General features: G+C 67.8%; 13 protein-coding genes. 1 reads left to right on the top strand and 12 read right to left on the bottom strand.

The window, feature by feature from the left end:
* Positions 1-24 precede the first annotated feature (24 nt).
* The 9 genes from ACIPWY_RS14915 to ACIPWY_RS14875 form a co-directional block, all read right to left on the bottom strand.
* Positions 25-1,674 carry a long-chain fatty acid--CoA ligase gene (locus ACIPWY_RS14915; RefSeq protein WP_393699187.1) on the bottom strand — a complete coding sequence of 550 codons (1,650 nt, stop codon included), beginning with the start codon at positions 1,672-1,674 and terminating at the stop codon, positions 25-27.
* Between the two features lie 109 nt (positions 1,675-1,783).
* Complete coding sequence (locus ACIPWY_RS14910; RefSeq protein ID WP_383889901.1) at positions 1,784-2,425, bottom strand: SigE family RNA polymerase sigma factor; 642 nt, start codon at positions 2,423-2,425, stop codon at positions 1,784-1,786.
* Between the two features lie 196 nt (positions 2,426-2,621).
* The gene (locus tag ACIPWY_RS14905; RefSeq protein ID WP_393699190.1) at positions 2,622-3,644 is read right to left on the bottom strand and encodes a glycoside hydrolase domain-containing protein; all 1,023 of its coding nucleotides are present in this window, start codon (positions 3,642-3,644) and stop codon (positions 2,622-2,624) included.
* 108 nt (positions 3,645-3,752) lie between these two features.
* Entirely contained in the window at positions 3,753-4,919 is a 1,167-nt protein-coding gene (locus tag ACIPWY_RS14900; RefSeq protein ID WP_362908496.1) for a lipid-transfer protein, read from the bottom strand.
* On the bottom strand, positions 4,916-5,440 hold the full coding sequence (locus ACIPWY_RS14895; protein WP_393699193.1) for a MaoC family dehydratase: 525 nt from the start codon (positions 5,438-5,440) through the stop codon (positions 4,916-4,918). Before ACIPWY_RS14895 ends, ACIPWY_RS14900 begins: the two co-directional genes overlap by 4 nt.
* A 20-nt stretch (positions 5,441-5,460) precedes the next feature.
* Positions 5,461-6,558, bottom strand: a complete 1,098-nt coding sequence (locus ACIPWY_RS14890) for an acyl-CoA dehydrogenase family protein (RefSeq protein WP_351986486.1) — start codon at positions 6,556-6,558, stop codon at positions 5,461-5,463.
* 1 nt (position 6,559) lies between these two features.
* On the bottom strand, positions 6,560-7,525 hold the full coding sequence (locus ACIPWY_RS14885; protein ID WP_393699754.1) for a bifunctional MaoC family dehydratase N-terminal/OB-fold nucleic acid binding domain-containing protein: 966 nt from the start codon (positions 7,523-7,525) through the stop codon (positions 6,560-6,562).
* Positions 7,526-7,533: 8 nt separating this feature from the next.
* Complete coding sequence (locus tag ACIPWY_RS14880) at positions 7,534-8,757, bottom strand: acyl-CoA dehydrogenase family protein (RefSeq protein ID WP_401533404.1); 1,224 nt, start codon at positions 8,755-8,757, stop codon at positions 7,534-7,536.
* A 257-nt stretch (positions 8,758-9,014) separates the two neighbouring features.
* A complete protein-coding gene (locus tag ACIPWY_RS14875; RefSeq protein WP_362908500.1) occupies positions 9,015-9,326 on the bottom strand; it encodes a hypothetical protein in 312 nt (103 codons plus the stop codon).
* A gap of 332 nt (positions 9,327-9,658) precedes the next feature.
* On the opposite strand from ACIPWY_RS14875, the gene ACIPWY_RS14870 reads away from it, so the two are divergent.
* A complete protein-coding gene (locus ACIPWY_RS14870) occupies positions 9,659-10,543 on the top strand; it encodes a bifunctional DNA primase/polymerase (protein WP_362908501.1) in 885 nt (294 codons plus the stop codon).
* Between the two features lie 122 nt (positions 10,544-10,665).
* Here ACIPWY_RS14870 and ACIPWY_RS14865 read toward each other — a convergent pair whose 3' ends face one another.
* The 3 genes from ACIPWY_RS14865 to ACIPWY_RS14855 all read right to left on the bottom strand — a co-directional run bounded on the left by ACIPWY_RS14865 (position 10,666) and on the right by ACIPWY_RS14855 (position 14,146).
* Positions 10,666-11,223 carry a GNAT family N-acetyltransferase gene (locus ACIPWY_RS14865; RefSeq protein WP_393699198.1) on the bottom strand — a complete coding sequence of 186 codons (558 nt, stop codon included), beginning with the start codon at positions 11,221-11,223 and terminating at the stop codon, positions 10,666-10,668.
* 360 nt (positions 11,224-11,583) lie between these two features.
* The gene (locus ACIPWY_RS14860; protein WP_401533399.1) at positions 11,584-13,173 is read right to left on the bottom strand and encodes a hypothetical protein; all 1,590 of its coding nucleotides are present in this window, start codon (positions 13,171-13,173) and stop codon (positions 11,584-11,586) included.
* A 25-nt stretch (positions 13,174-13,198) separates the two neighbouring features.
* Positions 13,199-14,146 carry an SUMF1/EgtB/PvdO family nonheme iron enzyme gene (locus ACIPWY_RS14855; RefSeq protein ID WP_401533397.1) on the bottom strand — a complete coding sequence of 316 codons (948 nt, stop codon included), beginning with the start codon at positions 14,144-14,146 and terminating at the stop codon, positions 13,199-13,201.
* Positions 14,147-14,168 lie beyond the last annotated feature (22 nt).

The following is a 14,168-nucleotide window of genomic DNA, read 5'->3' as shown; positions in this document are numbered from 1 at the left end:
TGAAACTGTCGCTGAGCTATGCGATCAGAGCCGCGTGATGTCCAGCTCCCCTTCGGCGTACTGCTTGCGCAGCACCTTCTTGTCGAACTTGCCGACGCTCGTCTTCGGCACCGCCGTGATCACCGTCCAGCGCTCCGGGAGCTGCCACCTGGCGACCTTCTCGCCGAGGAACGCGCGCAGGGTCTCGAAGTCGGCGCTCGCACCGGCCTTCAGGACCACGGTGGCGAGCGGGCGCTCGCCCCACTTCTCGTCGGGGACGGCGACGACGGCCGCCTCGGTGATGTCCGGGTGGGACATCAGAGCGTTCTCCAGGTCGACGCTGCTGATCCACTCGCCGCCGGACTTGATGACGTCCTTGGCGCGGTCGGTGAGAGTGAGGAAGCCGTCGGGGCTGATCGTGCCGACGTCGCCCGTCTTGAGCCAGCCGTCGTCGCTGAACTTGTCGGCGGGGCGCAGCGGTTCACTGTCGGGGCCCGAGTAGTACGCGCCCGCTATCCACGGCCCGCGGACCTCCAGCTCACCGGCCGACTCGCCGTCCCAGGCAAGCAGTTCGCCGCCGGGACCCGAGAGCCTGGCCTCGACGCCGGCCGGGAACCGGCCCTGGGTGAGGCGGTACGCGAACTCCTCGTCGGTGCCGACCGCCGCGGCCGGCGGCCGGGCGACCGTGCCGAGGGGAGACGTCTCCGTCATGCCCCAGGCGTGGCAGACCCGCATGCCGAGCTCGTCGAAGGCCTTCATGAGCGAGGGCGGACAGGCGGAGCCACCGATGGTGACCTGCCCGAGCGAACTCACCTCACGGGGCTTCGCGGTGAGCTCTGCGAGCAGGCCCTGCCAGATGGCGGGAACGGCCGCCGCATGCGTGGGGCGCTCGCTCTCGATCATCTCGGCGAGCGGCGCGGGCTGGAGAAAACGGTCCGGCATCAGCATGTTCACGCCGGTCATGAACGTCGCATGCGGCAGGCCCCACGCGTTCACATGGAACTGCGGCACCACGACGAGCGAGGTGTCCTCGTCGGTCAGGCCCATGGACTGCGTCATGTTGACCTGCATGGAGTGCAGGTAAATCGAGCGGTGCGAGTAGACGACGCCCTTGGGGTCGCCGGTGGTGCCGGAGGTGTAGCAGAGCGCGGCGGCCTGACGCTCGTCGAACTGCGGCCAGTCGTACGTCACCGGCTTTCCGGAGATGAGGTCCTCGTACTCGTGGACCTGGGGGCGCGCTCCGTCGAGCAGCGAACGGTCGCCGGGCCCGGAGACGACGATGTGCTCCACACCCGTCAGAGACGGCAGGAGGGGCGCGAGCAGCGGCAGCAGGGAGCCGTTGACGATGATCACGCGGTCGGCCGCGTGGTTGACGATCCACACCAGCTGCTCGGCGGGGAGCCGCAGGTTCAGGGTGTGCAGTACGGCGCCCATGGAGGGGATCGCGAAGTAGGCCTCGACGTGATCTGCGTTGTTCCACATCAGCGTCGCGACGCGGTCGTCGTCGACGATGCCGAGGTCGGTGCGCAGAGCGTGCGCGAGTTGGGCGCTACGGTCGCCGATCTCCGCGAAGCTCCGGCGCTGCGGCCCGCTCTCGCCGGTCCAGGTGGTCACTTGGGACGTGCCGTGGATCGTCGACCCATGGGTCAGGATCCTCGAGATCAGCAGTGGTACGTCCTGCATCGTGCTCAGCACGGCGTCCTCCCGGTGGGCGCTACGGCGCAGTAATGTTCCGCCGATTCTCACCGCATACCAGGCGGTATGTCACTAGCCCCGGGAATGATCGATCAGTGAGCCGTCCCGGTCAGCCCTTGGCCGGGCGCAGTTCCGGGTCCTCGCGGAGCTTGCCGAGGGCCCGCGACACCGCACTCTTGACCGTGCCGACGGACACCCCGAGCACCTCGGCCGTCTGAACCTCGCTCAGGTCCTCGTAGTACCGCAGGACGACCATCGCGCGCTGCCGGGCAGGCAGCTTCATGATCGCGCGCCACATCGCGTCGTGCAGGGCCTGGTTCTCGGCCGGGTCGGCCGCGGCCACGGTCTCCGGCTCGGGCAGCTCGTCGCAGGCGAACTCGTCAACCTTCCGCTTACGCCACTGCGACGTACGCGTGTTCAGCAGGGCCCGGCGCACGTAACCGTCCAGCGCCCGGTGGTCCTCGATACGGTCCCAGGCCACATACGTCTTGGTGAGCGCGGTCTGGAGCAGGTCCTCCGCATCGCACGGATTCGCGGTCAGCGACCGGGCGGTCCGCAGCAGTACGGGCTGCCGCGCCCGCACGTACGACGCGAACGACGGGTACGACTTGTGCGGCCCGTGCGGCGCCGAATGGGCAGCCGGCGCGTACGGCGTCGGGTGGGAGGAGTGAGGCGTCATCGCGGCTCGCGGCGCGCTGCGCGTTGCGGCATCCGATGCACTGGAGCAGACAGGCGCCATGGTTGCGGTCATGACTCCACGCTAGGAGCGCCCCCTACCCTCGCGGATCGGCCGCAGGTCCCGAAGCGGTGTCCGCCTCAGGGTGTAGGAGGGGTGGTATCCCCACCTCCTGAAGGTGGAGGACGCGGTACGCACCCCTGAGGGTTCATCCCTGAGAGCCATTCCATCGGCTTGCCTCCGCTCCGCCACTCCCGCGGGCCCGCGCAGGTCAGCGGATGCGGGCCACCGGCGCGTGCACCAGATTCCGGTCGATGACGAGGGTCCGCCCGCCGTGCCGCTCTTTCACGTTCCCCGCGTACTGGTGGATCCTGCGCTGCGGACTCCAGGCGGACCTCAGCAGCACTGGCTCCCTGGAAAGCCGGGGCCGCGTGTGCCAGCGCGCGAACCAGATCACCGACGGCAGATCCCGCACCCCCGCCCGCGCCGCCACCTGCATGTGCCGCACCCCGGAGTCGGCGCTGCTGTAGAACCCTGGCATGTACCCCTTCGTGCGCACCTGGCGGTCCCAGCCCCGTACAAAGGCGAGCGTCGTGCGAGCGCACTTCTTGTGCCGGTACCTGTATGCCTCCATGTCGAGATAGAGCGGGCTGCCCGACCGGATGCCGACGGCCCGCGCCCTGCGTACGGCGTCCCGCCCCTCCTTCACGCCCTGGCTCCAGGCGTGACGGCCGATGCGGTGGCTCTTCTTGCGCCCCCCGACGATGCACGGCGACTGCGAACCGACGTACACCGGCAGCACCCGCCACCCCAGCCGCTGCACCCCGCGCATCCAACGGTGCCCGAGCCGGGGCTGGTGAGCACAGGCCCGCCCACGGCCTCCGTAGTAGACACCCACTGCCCCGTACTTCGACGCCCGCCACCTCCGCATGGTGTCGAGCGACGGCGCCATACAGGTGTCGAACGCCAGCCCGCGAAAGATCCGGGGCTTGGGGAGGGAGGCGAGTAGGAGTTCGGAGGAGGACGGACCTCCGGCGGGGGCCGGGTCCGCTGCGGGAGCCAGGCCCGGTGCTCGGTCGCCGAGAGCGGAGGCGCCGCCGAGTGCAGAAGCGTCGCCGAGTGCGGAGTCGGGGAAGGTGGCGAGGTCACGGAGGGTGGCCAGGTCGGGCAGCGCGAGGCCGGGCAGGGCGTCCCGGCGGGAGTCGGGCGTCGGAGACGGCCGGGGAACGCCGGATTCGGTCCGCGCCGACGCGGGGAGGGCGGTCAGCGCCATCAGGAACAGCACTAAACCCACGACCAGCTTCCGTCGGTGCCTATGGCGAGTGCAGTGCTTACGGCGAGTGCGGTGCATAGGGCGAGTGAAGGGGCCGGTGTGCGGACCGGACCCCGGACACACCCGCGTTCAGCCGTCCGCTCCCAGAATCAGACCCGATGTGGGGACACCGGTCCCCGCGGTCACCAGCGCCGTGGCGGCGCCCGCTATCTGGTTCACCGCCGTGCCCCGCACCTGTCTGACGGCCTCCGCTATGCCGTTCATCCCGTGCAGGTACGCCTCGCCCAGCTGCCCGCCGTGCGTGTTGAGCGGGAGCCGCCGCTCCGCCACGAAGTCCGCCGCCTCACCCGGCCCGCAGAACCCGAACTCCTCCAGCTGCATCAGCACGAAGGGCGTGAAGTGGTCGTACAGGATCCCCACGTCGATCTCGCCCGGAGCCAGCCCCGCCGACCGCCACAACTGCCGTGCCACGACCCCCATTTCGGGCAGACCCGTCATGTCGTCCCGGTAGAAACTCGTCATCTGCTCCTGGCCGCGCCCCGCACCCTGGGCGGCCGCCGCGATAACGGCGGGACGGTGCGGGAGGTCGCGGGCCCGCTCGACGCTGGTCACGACGATCGCCTGCCCGCCGTCGGTCTCCTGACAGCAGTCGAGCAGCCGCAACGGCTCCACGATCCACCGTGACGCCGCGTGGTCCTCCAGCGTGATCGGCTTCCCGTAGAAGTACGCCGCCGGATTGGTGGCCGCGTACGCGCGGTCCAGGACGGCGACATGGCCGAACGCCTCCGGGCCCAGGCCGTACCCGTGGAGGTAGCGCTGCGCCGCCATCGCCACCCACGACGCGGGCGTGAGCAGCCCGAACGGCAGTGCCCAGCCGAGCGCCGCCCCCTCCGCCGACGGCTCCCGATGCTGCACCCCGGAGCCGAATCTCCTGCCCGAGCGCTCGTTGAACGCCCGGTAGCAGACGACCACTTCGGCCACCCCGGTCGCCACGGCGAGTGCGGCCTGCTGAACGGTGGCGCAAGCCGCGCCGCCGCCGTAGTGGACCCGGGAGAAGAAGGAGAGGTCCCCTATCCCCGCCGCCTGCGCGACGGTGATCTCCGGACTGGTGTCCATGGTGAAGGTGACCATGCCGTCGACGTCCGCGGGGGAGAGCCCGGCGTCGTCGAGCGCCGCCCCCACCGCCTCCACCGCGAGCTTCAGCTCACTGCGCCCGGAGTCCTTGGAGAACTCGGTCGCCCCGACCCCGACGATCGCCGCCCGCCCGCCGAGACTGTCCTTTCCCCGCACACTCATGCCGGCCCCCCCGACACCGAGGTACGGGAATGCCCACTCGGGGGGTTCGGAGGGCTCGCGAGGCTGGGGAGTCTCGGGAGGGTGACCGTCACCGTCCCGGTGACATGCTTGCCCAGCCCGTTGGCCCCGACGATCCGCACCACAGCCGTGGCACCCCCGCCCTCAGACCCGCTCCCGTCGCCGCTGCCCCTACCGCTCCCCTCCTCGACCTCGGTCACCGTCCCGGTCAACACCATCGTGTCTCCCGGGTAGTTGGGTGCGCCCAGCCGTATGGCGACCTTGCGCAGGACCGCGTCGGGGCCGAAGTGATCAGTGACGTAACGGCCGACCAGTCCGTTCGTCGTCAGGATGTTCATGAAGATGTCGGGGGAGCCCTTCTCCTTGGCGAGCTCCGCGTCGTGGTGAACGTCCTGGTAGTCACGGGACGCGATCGCACCGGAGACGATGAGCGTTCGCGTCACCGGGATCTCCAGCGGCGCCAGCTCCGCGCCGGCCCTGACCCCCACAGAAACTTCCGCCATCGCCGCTTCCCCCTCCGCCTTCACTTCCGCGCCCACGTCATCCCCGCCTCCTCCGTATCGGCCCCCTCACTACCGGCGATCACGTCGCCCAGCTCCGCGAGCAGTTCGCCCCCGCACCCCAGGTACGCGGCGAGCTGTCTGCCCCACAGGAAATGCCGGTGCACGGGATGCTCCAGGTCGGCGCCCATGCCGCCGTGCAGATGCTGTCCGGCGTGCACGACCCGTCTGCCCGCCTCCGATGCCCACCAGGCCGCGGTCAGCGCATGGCCGGCGTACGGCAGCCCCTCGTCCCGTCGCCATGCCGCCTCGTACGCGGTGACGCGGATGGCCTCCGTATCCATATAGGCGTCGGCCGCCCGGAGTTGGACCCCCTGTTTCGCGGCGAGCGGCCTCCCGAACTGCTCCCGCTCGTTCGTGTACTCCACGGCCCGCGCCAGCGATCCCGCACAGACCCCGGCCTGCAGCCCCGCGAACGCGGTCCGCGCCATCGCCAGCACGTCGTCGTACGCACCGGGGCCGCCGAGCCTCTCCGCCGGCACCCCGTCGAGAACGAGCCGCCCCGCCGACCAGGGCGCGGTGAGCTCGACCTCGTCGCAGCCGGCATCGCCCGTACGCACTGCCCACAGGCTCCGGTCGGCCGTCGCCACCAGGACCCACGACGCGTCCCGGAGCCACGGCACCCAAGGCACCACGCCTGTGAGCCGCCCCGTATTCCCGCCCCTTTCTGCCGCCTCCGTCTCCACCACGTCGATCCGCACCCCGGCCTGCGCGGGGAAGGCTCCCGTGGCCACCTCCGTCCCGTCCCGCAGCCCCGGAAGCAGCCGGTCCCGCTGGTCGGAGGTGCCATGTCCGGCCACCGCGAGCAGCCCGTACACGCAACTGGCGGCGAACGGCACCTGCGCCGTCGTCCTGCCCTGCTCCTCCAGCATCAGCACGAGCCCGAGCAGCCCGGTCTCCTCCACCGCCCCCGGCAGACCGGCCGAGTCGAGCGCCTTCCACAACTCGGTGTCCGTGACGGTGCCGGCAGCCGCGAGGCGCTCGGGGGTCGACAGGTCACCGAAGATCCGCGCGGCCAGACCGGCGGCGTCCGCCTGGTCCTGCGTAGGTGTGAAGTCCATGTCAGCGCTCACCTCCCACAACGCCACTCCTGACCCTGCCGGCGCCGTTGTCACCGTCACTGTCACCGTCACCGGCCCGGAAGACCGGCAGCTCCAACTCCTCGTCCACTCGTAGGAATTCGAGCCTCACGGGCATACCTATGCGGACCTTGTCGTACGGCACCCCGATCACGTTGCTGATGATCCGGACGCCTTCGGCCAGCTCGATCAGGCCCACCGCGTACGGCGGGTCGAAGGCGGGGAAGGGCGGGTGGTGCATCACCACGTACGAGAAGACGGTTCCTTCGCCGCTCGCCTCGACCGTGCTCCAGTCCTGCGAGGCGCACGCGCCGCACCCCGGCAGCCAGGGAAAACGCAGCGTCCCGCACGCCTCGCAGCACTGGATGAGGAGGCGGTGCTCGCGGACCCCTTCCCAGAACCCCGCGTTGTCCCGGTTCACCACCGGGCGAGGCCGCCGGGACTGCTGCTGCCCTGCCCCCACTGCCTGTTCTGCCCGCGCCGCCGGGGCGTACTTGAGGATCCTGAAACGATGCGTCCCGGCGAGCTCGCCGTCCGCCCTGACGTCCATGCGCGTCGTGACGAAGTGTCCCGTGCCCAGCTTCGTCGTCTTGCGCTCGGACACCGACTCGATCACTGCGTCGAAGGTGATCGCGTCACCGGGCCGCAGCGGTCGCAGATACTCCTGCTCGCAGTCGGTGGCGACGACCGAGGTGTACCCGGCGCCGTCCAGCAGCGCGAACAGCTCGTCGTAGGCGCCACTGCGCCCTTGATGCCCCGAGAGCCCGCCCATCGTCCAGGCCTGGAGCATGGTCGGCGGCGCTATGGCGTCGGGCCCCTCGTACCGGGGGTCGGTGTCGCCCATCGCCTCGCACCAGTGCCTGATCATCGGCTCGTTGACCAGGTCCTTGCCGACCCCCGCGGTGGCCGCGGGCAGCCCTTCGAAGGCCTTCAGCGCCTCATACGCCATGTCGCCGGTCACCGCCGCCCCCTCCGCATCCCGAGCCGCATCGTCGCGACGATCTCCCGCTGCACCTCACTCACGCCGCCGCCGAACGTATTGATCTGCGCCGCCCTGTTCATCCGCTCCAACTCCCCCTCCGCCGTGCCACCCCCGGCACCACCACCGGAATCACCGCCCGGTCCCACCCCGGCCCCGCTCGCGAACGCCCCTGGCGACCCGGCTCGGACCAGCGCCGCGTCTCCCGCGATCTCCTGACACATTCGGTACACCTCGACCGCCGATTCGGTTCCCATGAACTTCACGCCGCTCGCATCGCCCGGCGCGAGCCGCCCCGCCCCGACGTCCCCCACCAAACGCCAGTTGACCAGGCGCGTTGCCGCGAGACGGGCATGCACCTCGGCCAGCCGCGACCGCACCCACGGCAGGTCGATCCGGCGTTCCCCTGTCACCGGATCGGGTGAACGAACCGCTTCGAGCACCGCCGCGTAGAAGTCCTCCGCCTGCATCCCGATCGCGGCGAGCGCGACCCGCTCGTGGTTGAGCTGATTGGTGATGAGGCCCCAGCCGGAGTTCTCCTCCCCGACAAGATTCGAGGCGGGGACGCGGATCCCGTCGTAGTACGTGGCGGTGGTGGTCAGCCCGCCGACGGTTTCGATGGGCGTCCAGCTGAAACCGGCGGCGTCCGTCGGCACGAGGATGATCGAGATGCCCTGGTGCTTGGCGGCTTCGGGGTCCGTGCGGCAGGCCAGCCAGATCCAGTCGGCGTTCTGCGCGTTCGACGTGAAGACCTTCTGCCCGTCGATGATCCAGTCGTCGCCGTCGCGGACCGCCCGGGTCCGCAGCGAGGCCAGATCGGTCCCCGCCGACGGCTCGCTGTACCCGATCGCGAAGACCAGCTCGCCCTTGAGGATCCGCGGCAGGAAGTACGCCTTCTGCGCCTCGGTCCCGTACTTGATCAGGGTCGGTCCGACGGTGTTCAGAGTCACCATGGAGACGGGCGCGCCCGCGCGGTACGCCTCGTCGAAGAAGACGAACTGCTCGTCGGGGCCCCGGCCTTGGCCTCCGAACTCGACGGGCCAGCCGAGCCCGAGGAGGCCGTCGGCGCCGATGCGGCACAGCAGGCGCCGCTGGGCCGTTCGGTCGTCGTGGCCGGGGGGCCCGTCCGGCATCAGTTCCCGGAAGTAGGCGCGCAGTTCGGCGCGGAGTTCACGCTGGCGCGCGGTGGGGGCGAGGTGCACGGCGGCGGCCCTCCCGGACCTCGTACGAACAAGGGTCTCTGACCGTCCGCTTCCGATGGAAGCTTTCTGACTGACCGTCAGATTCGGTACGACTGTCCGTCAGGTTCGGTACGGGTGTCAAGGGATCAGCACGCGCGCGTGAGGGGCCGCCGGGTTGCCGCTTGGTGCGCGAAAACGCCTGTGCGGCGATGCCGAAGCACCGCCGCACAGATGTCACGCACCCCTGGGAACGACCCCCGCCGACTGGAGCCGACGGGTCACCAGAGCTTGGTGAAGTTCACCGTGATGTTCTCGTTCGACTGGTGGATGGCCGTGAACGCGGAGCCGTTCACCTGGGCCGTGTTGTTCTGGTTCGAGGCGCCGGAGCCCACCGCCTGCTGCTGCGTGGTGGACGAGTTGCCGTGGTTGTTGCCGCCGACACCACTGCCGCTCACGGTCGCCACACCCGCGTTCGATCCGTTGCCCGCGAAGGACCCGTTGTCGGCCACCGCCACCCCCGAGAAGAGGGCTGCCGCGAGGGGCAGGGCGGCGACGGCGGCGAAGGCGCGGGCGGTACGGATGTGTGCCATGTCAATTTCCTCCAAGAAGCGGTAACTGCTGTTGGCTCCAAGGCAGTTGGCCGACCGCCTCGGTCGTTGCTCACGACGTCGCGAGATCAGAATTGCCCACCGAATCCCCGTCGAACCAGGCCGGAAGGCGATATTCCCCCGCAAGCGTGAGGACATATCGATAAACATGCTTCAAAGCCTTAAAGGCCCAGCTCAGCCCGGATTGCCTACGGTCGATACAGGGCAGGCCAGCCGCCGCAGGGGCTGAAGCGTTTCGGCACATTTTTGGTAAATACGCTCCACTCGGGCGAGCCCCTCTTCCCTTACTCGAACATTCGTACGAACATGGAGGCATGGCCACCACCGACCGGCATGCAGTGCCCCTTGCGACCCTGGCCCTCGCCCACGCCCTCTCCGCCGCCGAGCGTGGACTGGCCGTGATCCCGCTCTCCCGCACGAAGCTCCCCGCTCTGCGCTCCCCGCACCGCGACGAACCCTCCCCCGCCCCGTGCCACGGCGAGTGCGGCCGCCCCGGCCACGGCGTGTACGACGCCACCACCGACCCGGGCCGCATCCGTGACCTCTTCGCCGCGGCGCCCCGCGCCACCGGCTACGGCATCGCCTGCGGACTGCCCCCGCACCACCTCATCGGCGTCGACCTCGACACCAAGTCCGGTACGGACTCCTCGGCCGCCCTGCGCGAACTGGCGCTGCGCCACCTCTTCACGATCCCGGACACCGTCGTCGTGGCCACGCCCAGCGGCGGCCGTCACGTGTGGCTCTCCGGACCGCCGGACGTCGTGGTCCCCAACTCGGCGGGCCGGCTTGCACCCGGCATCGACATCCGAGGTGCGGGCGGCTATCTCGTGGGCCCCGGATCGCGCACGGCGCAGGGCGTCTACAGCGCGGTCCCCGGGACCGCCCACCTGCCTGTCGCGCCCTGCCCGTCGGCGCTCCTCCGCCTGCTCACACCCCCGCCACGCGTGCACCACCCGTCACCGGCACATGTAGGTCAACACGGCCAGGGCCTGGTCCAGTTCGTGCTCGCGGCACACGAGGGCCAGCGCAACACCCGTCTGTTCTGGGCCGCTTGCCGCGCCTACGAGAGGGACCTCGGCGACAGCCTCACGAACGCCCTCGTGGAGGCCGCGACCCGCACGGGCCTGACGGAGCGCGAGGCCCGCTCCACGATCGCCTCAGCGGCCCGGATGACCCAGCGGAACGACACGGAGGCGTAGGCCAGGACGCCCCGTTCACGAAACCGCTCTCCCCGGGACACGCGTAAGGGGCGCCTGCCACAGCGGACGCCCCTTACCAACACGTACAAACACCTGCCTGCACCCACCTGTGTGGGCAGTCGTCATGTGCGCAGGTCGAGCAGCATGACGTCATAGGTGTCCGGGCCCTCCCACGGTCGCGCCTCACCGATCTTGCGGTAGCCCCACGCTTGGTAGGCGGCCGAGGCTGCCTTGCTGTCCGGGTGGACGTTCAGCAGCACCCGCTCGGCCTCGATGCCGTCGAGCAGGGTCTCGTGCAGACGCCGTGCGACACCCTGCCCGCGCCACGGTCCGCGCACGGCAAGTTCCATGAGGCCGAAGGTGCGGTGCCCGGCCTCGCGCCGCATGTCGTCGGGGACGGGCTCGGTCAGCTCGTCCCACCACCCTGTGTCAGGTTCGACCGGGTGTCCGTACGCCATGCCGACCGGCTCGTCGTCCTCGGTATGGGCCACGGCGCCGCGAAAAGTGCCTTTGCGGGTCTGGGAGCGAAAGCGCCGGAAGGCGGCCGTGACGTCGTCGGCGGCCTCGTTGTGCGGCGGTTCCGCGAAGACGTCGGCATAGACGAGCCTGAACGCGTCCACTGCCTGAGCCGCGGCCGAGCCGTCCATGCGCTCCACCGTGATGGCTCCCTGTGACGTCATGCGGTGCCCCCCGAAACCGGAAACAGCGAAGGCTCCTGCCCGATTTCTCTGGTCAGGAGCCTTCAACCACTGCGGTGGGTGTGGGATTTGAACCCACGGTGACTCGCGCCACGACGGTTTTCAAGACCGCTACTCTCGACGTCGCCAGCCTCTCGCTGACCTGCGTGAAGCCTCTCAAGGGCCTGCGCCTCAGGCCCGTTGGCCCACGCATGGCCCACGAGCCTAATGGTTGGCACCGTGACTTCCTCCTAACACCCAGGACGCCGACGGGCCATGCGCAGTGCTGCGGACACGCTCGGTCGAGCGAAACGTCCACGGACTCAGCCCCCTAGGGGGCGCGCAAGTCCGGAGTCCCGGCAGTCACCCCTCCAGGAGCACCGCCTTACTTCTCTCCTCTGATGGCATGGCCAACAAGTCAGGCCGCTCACGGTAGAGGCAACGCAGTCCGTCGATGGCAACGCGAATGACCCTATCGCGGTTCGCAGCAGCGGCCTCAGGTCCAGGCTCCTTAGCGCCATGAACCATCGAACTTCTGACTGCATAGAGCTTGTTCAGCTCCCGTTGGAGATCTCGCCGAGCATCCGCCTCGCCTTCGAGGATTTTCGCCAAGGAAGCCGTAACCCGGAACGTTGTCTCGCTCCTAGTTCCGAACATGTTCTCCCATGCGATTAGCGCATCGATCAGGGCGTCGTTGGAGTCTCGACGGGAGGATGCGGCCGACAGCAATCGCTTCATCGCAATATTTAGCGACTCTGAATGTTTCTTTCGAATCAGGTCGTACATTTCGACTACTTCATCGCTCTTACCGTCGGCGATTTCAGTATTCGAAGGAATATGTTCGCTAACGCTCCACTGTGCGATACCCCCTAGAGTCGTCGGATCAAAGAGCAACCGCGACTCTTCCTTTGGGGCGATCAGATTCGATCCATCAGAGCACAACAATAGAGAGAGCCTCACTTTCTCAAGTGAGTATTCAAACGATCTAATGGCCTCATCTATCCGGGCACGATACTTCTGAAACGGCTTGTGCCAATCACTGGCGGACAGATCTCCTCTTGACGCATGCAACAAGCGCAACGGGTAGGTCGTCTCGTACACGGCGCCAGCGTTACCACTACCACTCAGCAGATGATCCATCTCGTCCGGGCGAACAGAACGCAGAGTCCCATCAGTAAATTCGATTGATTGACCTTCAAGCAGTTTAATTCCACTGAAGCCGATAACCGCCGGAACCTCCACCGTTTGCCCGTCCGCGAGGCGCCGGAGTACATCGAGCGAAACCTTTAGAGCACGCGACAGGTCGTCAAGGGTTAGGCGCTTACCTTCGAGCATCACACGGAGGCGCGCATCGTATAGCAACTGGGTGAGTACGCCCAGAAGTTGACGAGTCCCACTATGGCCACTGGTCATGACCCACTCAGCGGACTCCATCATGGGTTCGGGGGCCACTCGGTCGCTAGCCCCATCGGGGAATAGCTTCGATAGCGACGAGTCATCCATGAAAGCCTGAGATAGTCCATTCAACTCTGGATGTCTAAAAATTACCGAAGAATTTGCCGCAAAGAACCCAATACCCCTCCGACCCCTCGGCGGGGAGATTAGATAAAGAGGCCAAATATCTCGCGCAATAAGATTGAGCGCGGAAAACACAGGGTCATCATCAGCGCTCGGCTTCTCGTCTATGACTCCACCACAGAGCTTCCGATAATAGACAACCAGAGACATCTCATGTTCCGGAAGATAAGTAGCGAGCTGGGCCGACGCCATGAGGTTGACATCAACATATCCTGTCTGCGCCGACTGCAAGGCGAACTGAACCAGAAGGTTTATCACCTCCTCGGGCTTGTTGACTGGAAACTCGTCAAGGTCCTCTGAGTCAGAAATGTTCAGTACGTAGCGAATGAACTCCTCACCGTAGGCCACAATGAGCAAGCCTTTAACATCGATCACGTCTGCCGCCCATCTGTTATTTCGATCAGGCCATGGTTCGCTTAGGGGGCGTCATCTGCTCCGGCGCCGCCACGCAACGGAACCCGGTGTCATCGTCCTGCATCGTGTCGTTGGCATCGTTAGGGACGGCTGGAACTCCCCGGAAGAGCGGGCTCGTGAACGCGCTACCTCGCAGTTCATAGCGACCGGACGTGGTCGCCGTTGCGAGCCACTCCCAGACGTTCCCCACCATGTCGTAGACCCCATAGGGCGAGACGCCACTGTGGTACCGGGAGACGGACGTTGTGACCTCCACGCCGGTCTCTCTGACGTTGCATTTGGCGGCGGTCCTTTGGTCTCCCCACGGGAAGATCCGGCCGGCGGTACCCCGCGCCGCCTTCTCCCACTGTTCAGCTGTCGGAAGCGACTTCCCCGCCCACGCCGCGTACGCGTTCGCGTCTCGCCATGTCACGTGCACAACGGGGTGGTCATACAGCTCACGCGGACACCGACCGTTGTGCCAGTGCTCAGGCATCGGATGCCGAGTGGCAGCACAGAAACGCGCGTAGTCAGCGTTGGTGGTCGGGAAGGTGTCAATGTGGAAGTCATCCACCCACACCGGCTCGTCATCCTCCCCTGACAGGAAGATCCCTTCCGGCACATGGGCCATGAGCTTGCCATCACCCGGATGCTTTACATACTCGCCGCTACTCGTCTGGTCTTCGTCGGGTTCGATGACCGCCTGGGTAGGGATGTCATCCGCCGCAAGGATGCCGACAAAGCGTCCCTGACCGTCTTGGTCGGCCTTGGCGAGCAGAGTGTCCAAGGCTGCCTGGTTCACCATGCGCAGGGTGGCTTGCTCGCCGTCAGCCTCCCACCGGGAGACGATGCGATCGGAGACCCCGAGCTTCTCGGCGAACTCCATGAGGCTCATGCGTACGGCTTCACGCAATGCCTTAACTTCACGTCCGGTCCATTTCGTTACGAGTGGCATGGGCTACCTCTGTCGTGAATCG

Origin of the sequence: Streptomyces sp. NPDC090032 (genome assembly GCF_044748025.1) — a bacterium.
Classification (GTDB): domain Bacteria; phylum Actinomycetota; class Actinomycetes; order Streptomycetales; family Streptomycetaceae; genus Streptomyces.
This window is presented reverse-complemented; position numbering and strand designations above follow the sequence as displayed.